Origin of the sequence: Acutalibacter sp. 1XD8-36 (assembly GCF_009917525.1) — a bacterium.
Lineage (GTDB): Bacteria > Bacillota > Clostridia > Oscillospirales > Acutalibacteraceae > Acutalibacter.
Window position 1 is genome coordinate 1 of record NZ_QZDU01000010.1, and the last position, 17,031, is coordinate 17,031.

Sequence of the window (17,031 nt, forward strand, 5' to 3'; positions counted from 1 at the left end):
GGCCCCTAAAAGGCCCACGAATGGGCCACGGGTACTTTCAGCCCAAAATTGGCCCCTAAAAGGGCCAAAAATGACCCCTAAAAGGCCCACGAATGGCCCACGGGTACTTTCGGCCCAAAATTGGCCCCGAAAAGGCCCACGAATGGGCCAGCGCCGAGGCAGCCCCCCAATGCGGGCTTTGGACAAAGGGGGAGGATGATAACAGCAGAGCCATGATATGCGGATTGGCTGTCGCATTGTCGCACCGTCGCAGCCTGCCAAAAAAACTTTTTCCCAATACTGTAACCCTACCTATTTTTCCTTACTTTTAAAAGTTTTCAAAAATAGGTGAGACAGTGCGACAAACTTCCAGCTTTCCTTTTCTGGCAATATGCTTCCATGTCCCACAACCTGTCGCATCATGGTCGCACGGTTGTCATCCCTGCCTCTGTCCTGCCCGCCAATGCCCAAGCTGAAGCCTGCTTACGAATGTTAAGAGGACTCCCATCCGGGAGCCCTCTCTTTTTTATAGGGGGCCAGCAGCCCCATTCCAGCGACAGCCAGGGGTGGGAACTCGCGTCAAGGTTCTCAGCCCATCAGCAAACTATCCAAAGCTGCTCGCCTGCAACCCCGCAGCACGCCTCCGCCTGCTTTGCAGTTTTGCAAACTGCCCGAGGCTGCGAACGGGACGATGGTCCCTCACGACTATCCGTCGCAATGCCGGGGCGATTGCTCCCAATTTTTTGACTTATCACCGGCGCGTTTTTTTTCAAATTTCTCGGTGACAACACAGGACACAGAAGGCCCATGAAACGAGGAATTTTCGCGGCGCCGATGACAACGGTGACAGCGGATGACAAAATTTTGGCCAAATTTTGCAGCTTGTCACCGCCCGAAATGCCGCTATTCATGGGCCAACTTGGCCTTCCGGGGCCTTATGGCCCGCGAGAAGCCCAAAAAGGGAAAAGGGCATAAAAGCGGCGACGCCACCCCTACGGGGTGACGGTCGGCATAGCCGACGCCGTTGCCCGCCAATGGCGGGCAACCTCTCCGCTTCGCTCCGAGGCTTTTACTGCGCTACGCTTGCCCTAAGAACAGTCCCCCGGACTGTTCTTAGGGTGCCCTGAAGCGGCACAGCCGCCACAGCCGAAACGATAAAGCTGCCAATCGTTTCGGTTTTAAGGGCAAGGGCTTCCGGCTTGTGCGCGGTACTTCGATAAGGTTATGATTGAAAATACGCTTAGTCAAAAACCAATCATTGGCAAGAGTAGCCGCAAAAAATTTTTTTCGTGAGACTTTGCAATGGTGACGCGGCTTTTCCTCGATTGGGACAGTTTTCCCACCAAATTTACCTTGATTTTCCCGATTTCGGTATGGTATAATTATATTATAGCCCAAGTTATGGCAAAAAAGCAAGGAGAGGATGCCTATAAAACAACAGAGCACGAATAAAAATGGTCGGAATTTCCTCCCATGGAAATACAACCAAATATTTTAAAGGAGTGTGATTTTATGCACCCAGTGGGCACCAACTTGACACAGTGGGGGGCGGAACCAGAGGCCCAGGAAAGAAAGGAGCCGAAGCCTCACCCTGACCTTGAAAATGCCGTTGATGGCAGCACGACAGATGTTCAGAATGCCGCAGCCACTGGAACAATCTTAACGTCGCTGCGCACTCGCGACCAGTTTTTGCAGTACATATTACTTGATTACTTGCGGGAACTGAAAAAGAAGAACGCTTCTCTAACTCCCGAGGAGGTCGCGGGGGGAGCCGTAGAGGATATAAATTTGGCAATTAGAGGCAGAAACAACAATCTTCCTAAAGGGGAAAAAGACGAAAAGTGGAAATTTTTAGACGCACTTGACCCCCCACGGATTGCTGCTTGCTGCATAGAACTGAATCATGTCAAACGGATTCAGCTTAATAACGAGGATGACGAGAAAAGTTATGTTCTTGGCATCTATGAAAGGGATGGCCCAAACCGTGGTATCTACAACATTGATGAAGACGCCATCAACGCGCTTTGCCGGCGCTATAACAGTTCCCTGCGCAAGAGCGATATCAGCGAAATCAAGGCGGTTTTGATGGATACCGCGCCGATAGCCAGCCGGCTTCTCGACCCGAATTTGATTCCGGTAAACAACGGCATTTTTGATTACAAAAAGAAGCGGCTAATCCCTTTCAGCCCGGAATATGTATTTACATCCAAATGCGGGACGGATTACAACCCGATTGCGGCAAATCCCGTCATTATCAATCCGGACGGCACAAAGTGGGATGTGGTGTCCTGGATGGAATCGCTGGTGGACCATCTTCCCGACAAAGCGGAAATGGCGGAGCTGTTGTGGAAGATTACCGGCGCCATGGTGCGGTATTTGGTGCCGTGGGATAAGGCGGTATTTCTCATTTCCCCCAAGGGGAACAACGGCAAGGGTACGCTGTGCGAGTTGCTGCGAAGCCTGCTGGGAAAGGGTAACTACGCCAACATCCCTATCACCAACTTCGGTAAAGATTTCATGCTGGAGCCGCTCACCCACGTCAACGCCATTTTGACTGACGAAAACGATGTGGGAACGTATGTCGACTCCGTTGGGAATCTGAAAGCAATCATCACGGGCGACCAGATTCAGCTCAACCGCAAGTACAAGCCCCCTATCACATTCCGGTTCCGGGGATTCATGTTACAGTGTTTGAACGACTATCCCAACTATCGGGATAAATCGGATTCACTGAACCGGCGGCAGCTATGCGTACCTATGACGAAATGTTTCACCGGCGAGGAACGCAGGTACATCAAGGCTGACTATGTGCATAGGAAAGAAGTTTTACAGTACGTTTTGTTCAAGGTCCTGAACATGGATTATGACCAGCTTCCAGAGCCGGAGTCGTGTAAGTGCGAGCTGGACAAGTCCAAAGAGATGAACGACCCGGTGCTTCAATTCATGAATGAGCTCATGGGTGTGCTCGTGTGGGATTTGGTGCCGTACACGTTCCTGTACGACCTATACAAATCCTGGTATGGCAGAAATGTTCCCGGTAAATCGCCGCTGTCGCGGAAAAAGTTTATCGAAGAGTTAAAGCGAAACCTTCCTTCATTCCCTGCGTGGACCTTACATCAGGATGAAAACAGGAGGGACCTGGAAGTACGTTCAAAAGGAAATATGGAATTCACCGAACCTCTTATCGTGGAGTATGGGTTGGATGCCTGGACAAATGGTAACTATACGGGCCGGAATGTGGATATAAAATGCTGGTTTTTTAAAAAAGAGAAATACCGGGGAATCATACGCGTTCCGGAAAACGAGGATTTAGAAGAAAAATACGCAACGAGACCCGAAGATAATGTCCTGCCGGAAAAGACGCGTCCTGAGACAGAACCAATTGACTAATGATTTGATTGGCCAACATAGTTGGCACTATAGTGAATACGAAACGACTTTGCAGCTAATTTCGAAAAGATTTCGCAACTGAATTTGAAAGTGAATAGCGCAACAGAGCTATATGAATACAATATGAGGGAGCGTCTGCTAAGGCGTCCAGACCATCAAAAAAGGCCCAGGCTGAAAACCTGTGCCTTTTTGCATTTCTCTCTTGCATTTTGCCAGGGAAAGTGCTATAATTAGAAATGCCAAGATAAATAAAGGGCAGGTCTGAGGGGATTGCCGTCCCCTCAGGACCCTATGCAGGAGATAAGGCCTCCTACACAGAAACCTCATGGTTTCGCCAACCCTATTATACTGAATTCCCAGTGAATTTGCAAGCAATAATTTTGTCTGGCGGGGACGCGGGATAGGGCTGTGTTTCGCATATTGAATTTATGCGGTGTAGGTAATAAGCCTGCACCGCTTTTTTGTTTGTCTTGGGCGGGAAATTCCACAAAAATGGCGGGGCCTCTGTGGGCCTCGCCGGGAATACCGCCTCAAAATAGTTATAGTTAGGGGGCGTTAGTGCTTTTCGGGGGCGTCAAGCCGCCCCGGGTTCATTATGGAAACTGAATGAGGAGGGATAAGCCTATGAAATCCATCAAGACCACCCTGGCCGCTCTCTTGGCCATCATCACCATCCTGTCCGTCATCCCTATGTCCGCCTTTGCGGCGGCCAGCAGCTTCACGGACGTGCCCCAGAACGCCTGGTACTACGAGCCTGTCACCTACATGGCCGAGAACGGCTACATGTCCGGCACCGGGGACAACAAGTTCAGCCCCAACCAGACCACCACCCGCGCCATGTTCGTCACGGTGCTGGGCCGCATTGCCGGCATTGACCAGAACCAGTACAAAGGCACCTGCACGTTCCGCGACGTGAAGAAGGACTGGGCCGAGCCCTACATTGCCTGGGCCGCTGAAAATAATATTGTGAACGGTGTAGGCGACAATAGATTTGGCCCCAATAACTACGTCACCCGCGAGCAGGCCGCTGTGATTCTCTTCAACTACCTGAAGAAGGACTACACGCTGACGGTAAGCGACGAGTTTCTGAACAACGCTCCTGACAAGATTAACGTCAGCTCCTGGGCTGTAGAGGCCATGCAGTGGGCCACGTCCGCTGCCCTGATGCGCGGCGACGCCAATGGCACGCTCCGTCCCCGCTACTCCGCCACCCGTGCTGAGATTGCGACCATCTTCAAGCGCTTTATTGAAATCAAGACCGACCTCGAGAACAACAAGCCCGACGTCCCTACCACTTGTGACCATGAATGGGAAGTGACGAAGACTGAGAATATCACGCTCTTCACTGAGACTGTCCGCGAGTGGGCTCACGCCGACGCGCTGGACATCGACGCATGCAACGGCTGCAATATGAATATACAGCAATGGCTATGTGACAATGCAGACAAGTATTCTAGCCCTAAGGAACTCGATGATGCTATGAAAATCCTCGGCGATGAAACTGGATGTCCTTGTTTACACGGCGCGAACCATGGCGGGGGCCTTAACCTGCCTCTGACTTTTCCCGTCATGTCTGAGAAGATTTACAAGGCTGACATGCCCTCCGAAGAGACCTGCACCAAGTGCAACGCCGTACGCGACTGCGTGTCCACTCGTATAATCAACAACATCTCTGACGAGAATGTCTGGGAGCGCCATACCAAGGAAGTTCTCATCTCCGAGGCTTGGGATGAAGAGCTCCGTCTTACTGGTGCGAACGAGTATGGCCAACCTGCTGGCACCTTGATTGACACCATTCATCATCCTCGCCGTGTCAACAATGAAATTGAGTACTTTGAGAACGTTGAGACTCATGAACAAATTTACGTTGAGATGACAGGCTGCCGCCACCCCGAATGGGAAGAAGATTACTCTTCCGGTAACCTCGGCCCTGACTTCGCTCATTGCACATCCTGCAACAAAAAGATAGCCCCCCTTTATTAAGCGCCTGTATCATCCCTCACACGCCATCATAGTTTTCTGATTTATACTCTTCCAACTAAAACCACTAATAAGAAATACGCGCCCAAGCGTATTTCTTATTTTTTACTATGTCTGTATTATACCACATATCTCTATAGATGTCAACCTCTATTTTTTAATTCTCAGCATCCAAAACAGCGTCACCCTGGCCCTCGCTCTCACCCGTATCTTTATCAACCTTAGGGAACTCAATGATAAAAGTCTTATACTTGTTATTAACAGTGACTTCAGGGACTCCAACCGTATTGAAGGAAATCATATCATCACTGTCATCCTTCACCCAACCACCTGTACCATTCATAGGTATCTTGTAAAGCATCTTAGTTTTAAGCAGTTGAACGCCTGCGTGAGGCATCTCAGAGACTACAATAAAACCAGGTGGGAAAGCAGCATAATCATTCGAACTACCCAAAACCGAATCATTCCAATAACCTTTGTCTTTCAAATCACTAATAGTGGCACTGTCCAAACAACCCGACGTACCATTCAAATCTATTATAGCCCTATTACCGAGCTTTACTGTCTTAGCCTGGAACGAATAATGTACTTTACTAGAGTAGTTACCCTGAGCCTGCGACCAGGTAAAGTTCAAGTCTGGTATATACTCAAGCTTAAAGGGTATACCTACTACATTTATACCTGCGTTGGCTAAGTCATCAAGGCTTCCTCTTGAACCATCGGATAGCTTCTTGATAATACTGAACAACAGAGGGTCACGCTTGACTTTGTCTGCTATGACTACCTGCTTAACCCCTTCTCCAAACCCTTCGTCCTTTTTGGGGTCTATAACAATAGTCTGCTTCTCAGTATTCAGCATCAGAGGCAGATTAGTAGGAATAGAGATTTCCTGAATATCAAAGCCTGTCTTGCTGTACTTCAGCTTGTCAGACTTAGCATAACCATTCTCGTTTGTTGTGAGCGTAGCTACCTGCTTGCCTGTATCTTTGTTAATGACAGAGAACTTAATGCCGCTAAGGTTATCAAACAACGGATTGCCTTCCGCGCATTTGCCCTCTATTTCTTTCTGTATCTCTACATATACGTCTTGGGGTGCACACTTCCAGGGCATTTTCAGAACAACTATTGACTCCTGAACGCCCATACTTGACATAGCAAAACCAAGCAAACAATAACCGCCCATACCATCAGTGCCATAAATACCGTCAATCGTAGCGTTCTGACCCACCATAGAACCGTCTGCGAACGAATACTTACCGTACATGATATGACTGAGCACAAAGCTGCCGTCAGGCGTCACGTATTCTGAGTCTATATTATCGAGAATGTAATCCTTCAAAGAATCAACACTCTCCGATTCATCCACTTCAGCCACAGGCAAATACGATGAATCCAATTCAGACAGACCGAAGTGAGCATCTACGTTGACAGAAAACTCTTGCATTCTGAACATACCGACAAAACCGTCAACGATATCTGTCTTCACGCGATGAGATTCAGAATTATTCTCATCCACAACGCTGCTCACACTCAACCCGACGAGACTAAACGTCTCATTCTCAGGCACGCCGGTGATATAGACTTTATCACCAGGCATGAACCACTTGGTGCCAGTCCTGCCATCCTCAAAGACCAGATGTCCGTTGTCGGTATCGTTAAGGGTGACGGCAAAGGAGCCGTCCACAGGCTGGTCATAACCAACTTGTATGTCATCACGGATACCGACTTGCTGGACAATCTCCGATAAGGGCATGGTGGAACCGCTATTGCTTCCGTCAGGGTCTAGGTTCCCTGCCTCGTCCGATGGGGGATTCAGACAAAGGGGAGGATGATAACACCAGAGCCATGATATGCGGATTGGCTGTCGCATTGTCGCACCGTCGCAGCCTGCCAAAAAAACTTTTTCCCAATACTGTAACCCTACCTATTTTTCCTTACTTTTAAAAGTTTTCAAAAATAGGTGAGACAGTGCGACAAACTTCCAGCTTTCCTTTTCTGGCAATATGTTTCCATGTCCCACAACCTGTCGCACCATGGTCGCACGGTTGTCGTCCCTGCGACTGTCCTTGTCCGCGCCATGGGCAGCGTGAATTTTTGCCGCAAAATGCGGCCAAGTTTATCCTTGAAAAACAATCTCCGGCGGCATGGGCCGACCGACAAAAACACGAAAAGGATGGACTAACTATGATGAATACAGTAGCTCTCCACGGCCGTCTCACCGCCGCCCCTGAAATCAGGCATACCCCCAACGACATTGCTGTTGTCAGCTTCTCTCTTGCCGTAAACTCCGGCTACGGCGATAAGCAGAAAGCGTCTTTTGTTGACTGCGTAGCCTGGCGCAGCACAGCCGAGTTTATCTGCAAGTATTTCGCCAAAGGGCAGGAGATGAACCTTGTCGGCAGCCTCCAGACCCGCACCTATGAAGACCGCAACGGCAACACGCGCAAGGCTACCGAGGTTGTCGCCCGCGAAGTAGACTTCTGCGGCCCCAGAGCCAGCCAGGAAGCCAGCCCAAAGCCTAAAAAGCGTGCTAAGGGGAACTCCAAAAATGCGGCTACAGCCCCGGCGCTTCCAAACTATGACGCCGACGATGACCTGCCGTTCTGACGCCCAACAGCAGCCATGCGCCTATGCGTGGGCTGCTGTTTTTTACTGCCCAAAAAAGGAGGATTCACATGGAAAACATCATCACCATCCAAGACAGGCTCTACCCTGCTTTGGCGAAAGAGAAGATTGCCAACCAACTGGCCACCTTCACCGGCGGGCAGAAAGAGAAAGCCATCTCCCAGTTCGCCGCCTCCCAGCTGTGCCACTTCTGTGAGGAATCGCCATTGTTTGCAGAAGTAGTCTACAAGACCAGGCGCACCCTCTCCGACTGCTGCGCGGAAGTCATGAAGGGCACCGGTAACTGCGTGTCGGACATTGACGTGTACCGCGGCATCGTGCGGGCATACTTCCCTAACGCCGACGTCCGGTTCCTGATGGACATTGAGATAAACGGCGCGGCCCCCTCCGAGGAAGAAATGGCGAAACTCCCGGAGAAGCCCTCGCCGAAGGTGTCCGCCAAAAAGGCAGCGCCTGCTCCGGCCCCAAAGCCCGCCCCGGCCAAGCCCGAGAGCATCCAACTGTCACTATTCTAAGGAGGAAATCTATGCTGATTAAGAAGATTCTGGCCGCCCTGCCTCTGTCGCCCGCTCCCAAGCGCCTGCCCAGGCACGCTGGCGTCTGCGCTGGGGCGGCGGTCCACCACGCCGGACGCTGCGGCGACGTGCTGGCCGTAGACGTATACAGCCGCAAGCGGGAACTCCTGTACCGCTTTTACTCCGACGGCAGGAACTATATTACCCGCCTCCAGCACCCCTTCAGCACCTTTAAAGAACCCGGCTGGACTAAGCGTAATCCTACAGAAAGCCATATCTATTCTTTGCCCGACGATATTGCCGCGAATCCCGCGAGTATCGCGGCGGTGGAAGAGGTACTGGGCCGTGTTGCGGACTGGCGTGGCGATAATAGCAAGATTGGCTGCGCTATTCAGATGTTTATATACCGTGTAAATCAGGAGCGCCGTGACCGGGCCCGGGAGCGAAAAAGAGCGCTGCAAAAGGCCCACTTTGCCATGTTCCCCGAGTACCCCGCAGACCTGGCGGCGTTCTGCGAGGACCGCGTTTTCCAGTCCTCGGTGCTGTATGTTTCAAAGCTGAAAAAGACATTGGCCAATGGCCAAGTCTCCGGTGAGCGGCGGGCCGTGTGCAGGCATTGCGGAAAGTCGTTTCAGGTGGGGCGCGAGGTCAAGCCTGGAGGCTCCGGAATCTGCCCCAAGTGCGGCCACCCGGTAATCTATAGGGCCGGCTGGCTTGAAAAAGAAGTTACCCACAAGGCCAAAATCTGCATCGCCTGCAAGGTAGACGGCCAGCTGCTCCTGCGCTATGTGGACGTGGAGCGCATTATCTACCCCGACCGCAAGGAGCCCCAGTACCGCTTCTCCGACTGCTTCAAGACCCTGTTTCTGACCGTCAACGGCAAGCCCACCGAGTACGCCTACGCCTGGTGCCAGGCCCCATACTGCGGCTATGACTGGCGCCGGCTTCGCAACAGTTCGGAGTGCCTGGGCGAGAGCTATGTGTATACTCCCAATCTGCGGGACGTGTTCGGGCCGAAGTATTACAACGTGGACTTGCAGGCCAGCCTCTCCGGCCTGCGTCGCCCTATCTCCTTCCGGCGGCTGTTAGACAACCTGAAGAACGTGCCCCAGGCCGAGTACCTGATGAAGGCCGGACTGCCGGTCCTTGCGGCGGGGAATCTGCCGGATGCCAGCGCGAAGAACCTGCCGGAGCTGACCGGGCTGGGCAAGCACTTCCTCCCCGCCATGCGGGAGAGCCAGGCCAGCTTCCAGGAAATAAAGGCCATAGCTGCCCAGCGGAACGCTGCCCCCGAGGACCTGCGCCAGCTGTGCGCCCTGCGCCTGGACAGAGATTGCCTGATTCTGCTGGAGAGAATTGCCCACTTTAACGCCATAGGCCGCGCCCTGCGGTACGTGCAGGCCCAGAAAGAGGCTTCCACCGGCCGGATGCGGCGCAACAAGCTCCCCTACTTCCTGCGGCTCTACCGGGACTATCTCGACATGGCCCAGAGCCTGAAAAGCGACATGAGCCAGCGGGCCATCCTGGAGCCTCGGGACCTGAAAGAGCGCCATGACCTGCTGGCAGCAAGGGTCAACGAGCTGAAGTCCAGGCCGGACAACGAACGCTTCCAGCAGGCCGTTGACGAGGGCCTGTACGGGTGGGCCCAGGAATACGCCAATGACAGCTACCGCGTGGTCTACCCCATGAAGCGAAGCGACCTGACCACCGAGGGCCAGTGCCTGAATCACTGTGTGGGAGGGCAAGCCTACTTTGAAAGGCACATCCTGGGCCATCAGATGGTGTTCTTTATCCGCAAAGTTTCGGCCCCTGACAAGCCTTACTTCACCGCTGAAATCGACACGGACACCGGGAGGATTATCCAGCTGTACGGCTTTGGGGACTGCTCCGCGCCCAAAGAGGTGCGGGCGTTTACGGAGGGGTTCGCACGAGCTGTCGTTAAATGGCATAGCGCGATGCAGGTGAAGGCGGCGTGACTCTCAAACAAGTTCTTACAAAAATCTTACAATTTTGCCTCTGACTTCTATTGTCAATAAAGGGGTTTCAGAGGGGCCCAATTTGACTTTTTTGCCTATTTATAGTATAATATAACCATAGCAAAGGCGAACGAACTATGCAGATATCAAGCACATTATACAAACAAAGAGGGTTTAGGGTAGGGAATCAAGTGTTCTCGCCCATGGGGACTGTGTAAAGCCGGTTTGCCTTTGCTAAATTTACCTTTAAATAGGAGTGATTTACCATGGAGAGCGATATGTCCATGAGAACCTTTCAAAATCGCCTCCACTTGTGTGGCAGGCTGAATCATGTACGAAAGGCCGTGGCGGAAAACGTGGACGAAAACTCACGTCTGAACTTCGCCAGCATCAAGCCGCCTCCGGCCCATTTGCCGGTGGACGAGCCGGACATGAAGCCATACGGCGAGTACGCAGCCCTGTTGTGTTTGCGAATCATTCTTGACAATAAGCTGATGGACACGAAAGCAATGCTGCGGGAAGAAAGCAGATACCTGGAGAGGCACGGGGAAGCAAAAGCCTTCCCATACTTGCGTGGAAAGGAAAGCTTCCTTAAAAGCTTCAGCAAGGTTCAGGCGGAAGAGTTTTATGGCTTCTGCCGTCAAACAAAGCCATTTTCCAGCTTTGCGGCATCCTGGTGCTTGGAGCAAATCTTCGAGCACTTCCACCAGGATGCGGACCGCTTCCTTGCGTTCATTACTTCTCACGAAAAAGCCTATCTGCAAGAGCGTGGGAACACCATAAGCATGGCAAGATGGAAAGAAAGCAGAGAACGGTTCCACCAGGCTTTTTGCCCGGCCTCACAGGCTTTCAAGGCTTTTTTGGCAAACTATTGGGGCGTGGCGGGAACGGCGGAAAATGGTTCATACTCCCACTATCGTGACGGCGCCGCGTACTTGACCTTTACCACGGAGGGCGGCGTTCCCGATAAAGCCATTATCGCGCTGGCCGAGAAATTCCCAAAGCTGCGGTTTGTTCATTTCTGGTATGACGTGGAATGTCCCGAAAATTGCGACTGTGTTTCCTACTATTTTGGACATGAGACAGCCTCGTAATTAAGAGGTATGCAAGGGCCCTCTGGAGGGGATTCCAGGGGGCTCTCCTGCACTTTAAGGCGTTGTTTCTTTCTGGTACTGCGGCACATAAGTAAGCTCCTTCACGCGCTGGATGGCTGCCCGCTTACCCTGTGGGTTCAGGTGCTGGAATGAATCCAGGACAGACTTCACATCGCCTGTGATATCGCTGTATCTTCCGCGCAGAGTATAGATGTTTTCCTCCATATTCTGTTCCCTTAAACACAACGCCGCCACATAACATCGAAAGACAGCAGGGTCAACTTCCGCTTTTGTGGTTTCGTCAACTTTCCCATTTACCTTCAAAAATATTTCAAGGGCTTCCCTGATTAGGGTGGCGGCAGTTGTAAGAGCCCTGGAATCGGGCATATCCAAAAGCCTAAACAGATACAGAATCTCGTTGCTGAACTTGATACTGTCCGAGCCCTCTGTCTTGCCCAGCAATACATCCACCGTAGTTTCAAAGTAATCCGCCAGCTGCATCAAAGTGGCCGCGTTCGGCGTCAGCCCCCGGGACTTCCATGACGCCATGGTGGATTGGCTGATGCCAAGCTCCTTGCGCACCTGCGCGGGGGTTTTATCTCGTTCTTTACACAGCTTTTCAAAGCAGTCGTAAAACATTGCGGTCCCTCCCTCCGGGAATGTTAAATTATTATGACTTTCCTTGCGTTCCTCGCGTATCTATGCTATACTATCGATGGAAACGACGAATAATCATTGGAAGTATCGACATTATAACATATCCCATTTGGGAACGCAAGCGGTACTGGTTATTTGACGCAAAATCATCCAATGAAAGGGGGGATTGCATGCTATAGATTGATGTAAATGGGTTTCGGGGTGGCCCCAGGACTAAAGAATGACGGGTGAAATAAAAACATATGCGGTGGGAAGCACATGAGAAAGGAAATACTATGCCCTCCAAATGTTGTTTTTCAATAAACGAGGCTGCTGAATATTCCAGCGTTGGAAGACAGACTCTTAGAAATCTGATTAAGGAAAAAAAGATTCCCTGCCTCCTGGTAGGAACACGGCAGCTTATCCTGGTACAAGATTTAGAGAACTTCCTGTTTATCAACAGGGGGAAAGACTTGCTTGATATGGCTAATTTGGAGTCCGTTGAACTGCATGAGAACCGGATGCAGACGGAACTGCATGAGAGCCGGATACAAGTCCATTCAGCAGTAGAAATCGGCTAAGGCCAATTATAATTACCAATTCGATAAGAATGGAGGCATAATCATGCCGTTAATTTTTCTCGCCGTCTATATGGCGGCACACGTAAGCGAGCGCTATTTCCGCGTCAGCTTTCCTATGGAGGAGTTTATGGACAAAATGAAAGCTCTGGCGTCCGACTACCTCAAGCAAACACACCATACTCAAGACGGAATTACCTGGGATGACGCTCTGAAAAAAATTCCGAAGACTCTATGGGAAAAATACGGCTTTTATAAAGCTGACGACGAATATAATATTGCGTATCCCCCCGACTTTCATGTAACGGGTGACGCTTTCCTTATTTTCCCAAAAAGCGTTCAGTTGATGCAGGCGGCTTCTTCCATGACGTCATACCTTTGGGTGCGGCTGGACCAGGAAATTCTTGAACAAAGCCAAGAGGGCGTGATGGACAGGATACAGGAATTTGTGTGCATATGGGTTCCCCGCTTTGTGGACTTCGGGTATGACAATATGACGCTTTTTGTTGAAAAGGCTCTGAAAGAAACCGACCCGGATTTTTGGGAAGTATTCGAGGAAGAGGAAGAGTTCGACCCGGATGAATACGGATGTGAATCCCAATATGCCCAGGTTGTAAGTAAGCTGTAAATTCCATTGAGGTAGGAGGCGCTGTTGACAGGGGCGTGGATTTCCGGTATACTGGAAACCAGCCACCGCAGCAGCGCCGCTTGCCATATGAAAGGAGTTTTTAATATGGCAAAGGGCTCTGTAAGCAAGAAAAAGGGCCGCAAGAAATGGTACTATCGATTCTATATTACCGGCGAGGACGGCAAGCCGAAGCAGATTGAGAGGGCCGGTACAGAGAGCAAGGCGGAAACGGAGCGGATGCTGCGCAAAGCCATGGAGGAATATGAGAGCAAATTGGTCATAGCCCAGAATTCCAATCTGACATTGGCAGAGGTCATCGACATGTGGCTTGAAGAGGGCTTAAAGCCCAGCTCCCTTGCCAACGGGACCGTGCATCAGTACATGACCAAGGCGAACAAAATCAAGCGGCACCCTTTGGCCCAGCGCAAGCTGAAAGCTGTCACGTCCAGCCAACTGCAAGCCTACATAGACTTCCTCAGCTTTGGCGGGACGGACCCAAACGGGGCACAGGCGAAGCCCATAGCCAGCGGGACGGTGAATGTGTACATGGCTATGCTCCACAAGGTTTTCAAATTCGCCATCTACTCTAAGCGCATTTTGACCGCAAACCCTATGGACTACGTTGTGAAACGCACAAAGCCCGCAGACTGTGATATCTTCCAAAATGGTGAAAGCCAGGACGCAGGCCAGGTCTTGAGCCTGGAGCAGTACCGAATCCTCACAGATTATCTCCGCAAGCGGGGTAACCCCTGTCTGTTAGCGGTGCAAATCTCGTATTACGCAGGCTTGCGGCTGGGAGAGGTTTTGGGCCTTGCCTGGGAGGACATCGACCTGGAAAAGCAGTGTATGACAATATGCCGGAGCCTAAGCTATAGCAGTTCGCGCAAGGCCACCTCTCTCGGCCCCACAAAGACAAAGAAAACCCGGACAGTGGACTTCGGCGACACGCTGGCCGAAATCCTCCGCCGGGCGAAAATGGCGCAGGCCCGGGAGAGCCTGCGGTATGGTGCTATGTACAAGGTTAATTACGTCCAAAAGACGGTTGACCGCAACCGGACGTACAACGACCTGCGGGCGCTAAACCGGAATGAGGTGCCACCGGAGGGTTATATCCCCGTCAACTTGGTCTGTGTGCGGCATGACGGCGAATACCAGCGCCAATCCACCATCACAAGTCTCTGCCAGGATTTGAGTAAGTCGCTGTCTGGCCTGGGACATTTCCACTTCCATCAGCTTCGCCATACTTATACAAGTAACCTGCTGGCAAACGGCGCGACCCCCAAGGATGTACAAGAGCTGCTGGGGCACGCTGACATTCGTACAACCATGAATGTCTATGCCCATGCTGAAAGGGATTCCAAGAGAGCGACCGCCAGGCTGCTGGACAAGTTGGCAAGCGGGGAATAAAACTGTCCCTTGTGGGAAGCTGGTAAGGGACAAAACAAGGGACAAAAGGGAGAAAATAGGGCTTTATCCCGCATAAATCCAGTGTTTTCGCGGGACATGGGAATAAACAGCAAAAAACCGCGTTTTCGTCCATGGTGGTGCGGGGATGGGGATATAGCTCCCTGCCCACCTCCACCGGCTCGTCAATAACATACAGATACCCCTTTGCTGTGCCGTTGTGGGTTATCACGCCATCGTCGTCATAACCCAGCATACGGGGCTTATGGGAGAAGGCCTCAGCCAGCTCCCGCCATTGAGTGACGGTACTCCCCTTCTTAAGCTCCCAAAACTCCATGGGCGAGCCGTGGTACCAGGGCCCGCCCGGTTCAAGCTTTATCTCCACTTCTTTATCTTCTCCCTTCCTTAAAAAAGAGTACCTCATCCTCCCTCTCGAACCCCGCCGCCTCATAGAGCCCCTGGGCCGGGAAATTATCCCCGCCGGTGAGCACTGTCAGCTCACTGACCCCAAAGCGCTCCGCCGCCATTCTTTCAGCAAACTCCAGCAGCTTCCGCCCAAGCCCGGCCCGGCGGTACTCCTCGTCTACAAACACCTCGGTTATCTCAGCCGAAGGGCGCTCATAGCAGAAGGAGTATTTCACCTGCACGCACACAAACCCCGCAAGGGTACCCTCACAGTCGGCAACTATAACCAGCTCCCGGGGATTATCCCCAAGGGACCGGGCCATGTCCTCCACCGTTGTGCCGCTGGGGCCGTTAAAGCGTTCGTTGAGCCCAAAGAGCTGGCCTGCGTCCTCTGGCGCTGCCAAGCGTATCATGCCTTCGCCCTCCTCTGCCCCAGAAGCAGCAGCACAAGGCCCACCAGGAACAGTATGGCAAGGCTTATGACCCCGATGGAGTCCCGGCCGGTGAGCTGGGTAAATAGCGCCACCAGCAGGGGGCCTATCACCGCGGCGAACTTGCCGAAGATATCGAAGAAGCCGAAGTATTCGTTGGAGCGCTCCGGGGGTATCAGCTTCCCGAAATGGGAGCGGGAGATGGCCTGTATGCCCCCCTGCACCGTGCCCACTAAGAATGCCATGCACCAGAACAGCACCAGGGAGAGGGTCAGTGCCCCGCTGTCCCCGGGGTTGTTCTCAATGTTGAAGCCCATATAGAAACCCACAAGGCAGATAAAGAAATAAATGCCCACCGCCCCGCACAGGGCCTTCAGCGCGCCTATCCTCTCAGAGAGCCGCCCGAACATAATCGAGAAGGGCACAGCCACTATCTGGGTCATCAGCAGCGCCAGTATCATGCTGATATTGTCCAGCCCAAGCTTTGAGCCGTAGGAGGTCGACACGGAGATAATCGTGCCCACGCCGTCAATATAGAAGAAATAGGCCAGGATGAACAGGAAGATATGCTTCTGCCTAAAGATATCCCTTGCGGTATGGGCCAGGTTCTGCAGGGTTGAGCGCACAAGGTTCTTTTGTGGCTCGATATAGTGGGTTTGATGTACGTTTGTAATAAACGGTATGCTGAACACCGCCCACCACAGGCTTGTGAGCACTATCACCAGCTTAAAGGCCAGCATATTCTCCATGCCCATCAGGAAGAGTATCACAATGCTGATAACAAAGGGGATAGTGCTGCCGCCGATATAGCCCATGGCATAGCCCCAGGAGGACACCCGGTCCATGCGCTCGTTTGTGGTCACGTCGGTTAAAAACGAGTCATAGAACAGACAGGACCCTGAAAATCCTATATGGGAGAGCACATACCCCACCAGGAGCATTCTGTATTCATCAAACAGGGCGCTTGTAAGCGTGAACAGTACGCCCATTACAAGGAATACCAAAAACAGCTTCTTCTTATGCCCCTTATGGTCCGCCAGCGCTCCCAGTACCGGCGCCAGTATCGCCACCACAAAGGTGGAAACAGAAGTGCCGTAGCTCCAGAGCACCAGGTTATCGGCCCCCGCCGCCTGGCAGACCGAGCCAAAGTAGATTGGGAAGATAACCGCCAGTATGTTGGTTGCATACACGGAATTGGCCCAGTCGTACATTATCCAGCTTTTTTCGGGCTTTGTAAATTTCATCTTATTGGTTTTCGCCATTGGGCAACACCCCTTTCTCCCTATATCATCCCATATTTTGGATAAAAACACAAGGGGTTTTTTAATATTTTTATATTTCTATATAAAAGCATAAAAAGAGGAGAGGCCGCGGACACGGCCCCTCCCAA

13 protein-coding genes are annotated in these 17,031 nt (G+C 51.8%); 9 read left to right on the plus strand and 4 right to left on the minus strand.

The genetic code is table 11. The annotated features are described in order from the left end of the window. Positions 1 to 1,452 precede the first annotated feature (1,452 nt). Positions 1,453 to 3,369 carry a DNA primase family protein gene (locus D5270_RS13500; protein WP_160580079.1) on the plus strand — a complete coding sequence of 639 codons (1,917 nt, stop codon included), beginning with the start codon at positions 1,453 to 1,455 and terminating at the stop codon, positions 3,367 to 3,369. Positions 3,370 to 3,993: 624 nt separating this feature from the next. Beyond that, positions 3,994 to 5,352: an S-layer homology domain-containing protein gene (locus tag D5270_RS13505; protein ID WP_166544591.1), complete on the plus strand. Its 1,359-nt coding sequence runs from the start codon at positions 3,994 to 3,996 to the stop codon at positions 5,350 to 5,352. A 154-nt stretch (positions 5,353 to 5,506) separates the two neighbouring features. Here D5270_RS13505 and D5270_RS13510 read toward each other — a convergent pair whose 3' ends face one another. Continuing rightward, positions 5,507 to 7,102 (minus strand): prealbumin-like fold domain-containing protein, encoded by a 1,596-nt coding sequence (locus tag D5270_RS13510; protein WP_166544592.1) that lies wholly within the window; start codon positions 7,100 to 7,102, stop codon positions 5,507 to 5,509. Between the two features lie 431 nt (positions 7,103 to 7,533). On the opposite strand from D5270_RS13510, the gene D5270_RS13515 reads away from it, so the two are divergent. The 4 genes from D5270_RS13515 (at position 7,534) to D5270_RS13530 (ending at position 11,559) form a co-directional block, all read left to right on the plus strand. Beyond that, a complete protein-coding gene (locus D5270_RS13515) occupies positions 7,534 to 7,956 on the plus strand; it encodes a single-stranded DNA-binding protein (protein ID WP_066541057.1) in 423 nt (140 codons plus the stop codon). A gap of 68 nt (positions 7,957 to 8,024) precedes the next feature. After that, positions 8,025 to 8,489, plus strand: coding sequence for a Cas9 inhibitor AcrIIA9 family protein (locus D5270_RS13520; protein WP_160580076.1), 465 nt, complete (start codon positions 8,025 to 8,027; stop codon positions 8,487 to 8,489). Positions 8,490 to 8,500: 11 nt separating this feature from the next. After that, positions 8,501 to 10,465 (plus strand): PcfJ domain-containing protein, encoded by a 1,965-nt coding sequence (locus D5270_RS13525; RefSeq protein ID WP_166544593.1) that lies wholly within the window; start codon positions 8,501 to 8,503, stop codon positions 10,463 to 10,465. A gap of 266 nt (positions 10,466 to 10,731) precedes the next feature. Continuing rightward, positions 10,732 to 11,559 (plus strand): hypothetical protein, encoded by an 828-nt coding sequence (locus D5270_RS13530; RefSeq protein WP_166544594.1) that lies wholly within the window; start codon positions 10,732 to 10,734, stop codon positions 11,557 to 11,559. Positions 11,560 to 11,613: 54 nt separating this feature from the next. Here the strand turns inward: D5270_RS13530 and D5270_RS13535 are convergent, their stop codons facing one another. Beyond that, positions 11,614 to 12,198 carry a helix-turn-helix domain-containing protein gene (locus D5270_RS13535; RefSeq protein ID WP_166544595.1) on the minus strand — a complete coding sequence of 195 codons (585 nt, stop codon included), beginning with the start codon at positions 12,196 to 12,198 and terminating at the stop codon, positions 11,614 to 11,616. A 260-nt stretch (positions 12,199 to 12,458) separates the two neighbouring features. Between D5270_RS13535 and D5270_RS13540 the strand changes: the two genes are divergently transcribed. The 3 genes from D5270_RS13540 to D5270_RS13550 all read left to right on the plus strand — a co-directional run bounded on the left by D5270_RS13540 (position 12,459) and on the right by D5270_RS13550 (position 14,808). Then, positions 12,459 to 12,776, plus strand: a complete 318-nt coding sequence (locus D5270_RS13540) for a helix-turn-helix domain-containing protein (protein WP_166544596.1) — start codon at positions 12,459 to 12,461, stop codon at positions 12,774 to 12,776. Positions 12,777 to 12,819: 43 nt separating this feature from the next. Then, positions 12,820 to 13,401 carry a hypothetical protein gene (locus D5270_RS13545; protein ID WP_166544597.1) on the plus strand — a complete coding sequence of 194 codons (582 nt, stop codon included), beginning with the start codon at positions 12,820 to 12,822 and terminating at the stop codon, positions 13,399 to 13,401. A gap of 105 nt (positions 13,402 to 13,506) precedes the next feature. Next, positions 13,507 to 14,808: a tyrosine-type recombinase/integrase gene (locus tag D5270_RS13550; protein WP_166544598.1), complete on the plus strand. Its 1,302-nt coding sequence runs from the start codon at positions 13,507 to 13,509 to the stop codon at positions 14,806 to 14,808. Positions 14,809 to 15,194: 386 nt separating this feature from the next. On the opposite strand, the gene D5270_RS13555 is transcribed toward D5270_RS13550, so the two are convergent. Both D5270_RS13555 and D5270_RS13560 read right to left on the minus strand, forming a co-directional pair. Continuing rightward, positions 15,195 to 15,623 carry a GNAT family N-acetyltransferase gene (locus tag D5270_RS13555; protein ID WP_166544599.1) on the minus strand — a complete coding sequence of 143 codons (429 nt, stop codon included), beginning with the start codon at positions 15,621 to 15,623 and terminating at the stop codon, positions 15,195 to 15,197. Further along, a complete protein-coding gene (locus D5270_RS13560) occupies positions 15,620 to 16,903 on the minus strand; it encodes an MFS transporter (protein WP_243150373.1) in 1,284 nt (427 codons plus the stop codon). Before D5270_RS13560 ends, D5270_RS13555 begins: the two co-directional genes overlap by 4 nt. Between the last annotated feature and the right edge of the window lie 128 nt (positions 16,904 to 17,031).

Bases quoted from the DNA above. Each gene is read 5' to 3' on its own strand.
- D5270_RS13500 (WP_160580079.1), top strand. From the start codon at position 1,453: ATGGAAATACAACCAAATATTTTAAAGGAGTGTGATTTTATGCACCCA.
- D5270_RS13505 (WP_166544591.1), top strand. From the start codon at position 3,994: ATGAAATCCATCAAGACCACCCTGGCCGCTCTCTTGGCCATCATCACC.
- D5270_RS13510 (WP_166544592.1), bottom strand. From the start codon at position 7,102: ATGCCCTTATCGGAGATTGTCCAGCAAGTCGGTATCCGTGATGACATA.
- D5270_RS13515 (WP_066541057.1), top strand. From the start codon at position 7,534: ATGATGAATACAGTAGCTCTCCACGGCCGTCTCACCGCCGCCCCTGAA.
- D5270_RS13520 (WP_160580076.1), top strand. From the start codon at position 8,025: ATGGAAAACATCATCACCATCCAAGACAGGCTCTACCCTGCTTTGGCG.
- D5270_RS13525 (WP_166544593.1), top strand. From the start codon at position 8,501: ATGCTGATTAAGAAGATTCTGGCCGCCCTGCCTCTGTCGCCCGCTCCC.
- D5270_RS13530 (WP_166544594.1), top strand. From the start codon at position 10,732: ATGGAGAGCGATATGTCCATGAGAACCTTTCAAAATCGCCTCCACTTG.
- D5270_RS13535 (WP_166544595.1), bottom strand. From the start codon at position 12,198: ATGTTTTACGACTGCTTTGAAAAGCTGTGTAAAGAACGAGATAAAACC.
- D5270_RS13540 (WP_166544596.1), top strand. From the start codon at position 12,459: ATGCGGTGGGAAGCACATGAGAAAGGAAATACTATGCCCTCCAAATGT.
- D5270_RS13545 (WP_166544597.1), top strand. From the start codon at position 12,820: ATGCCGTTAATTTTTCTCGCCGTCTATATGGCGGCACACGTAAGCGAG.
- D5270_RS13550 (WP_166544598.1), top strand. From the start codon at position 13,507: ATGGCAAAGGGCTCTGTAAGCAAGAAAAAGGGCCGCAAGAAATGGTAC.
- D5270_RS13555 (WP_166544599.1), bottom strand. From the start codon at position 15,623: ATGATACGCTTGGCAGCGCCAGAGGACGCAGGCCAGCTCTTTGGGCTC.
- D5270_RS13560 (WP_243150373.1), bottom strand. From the start codon at position 16,903: ATGGCGAAAACCAATAAGATGAAATTTACAAAGCCCGAAAAAAGCTGG.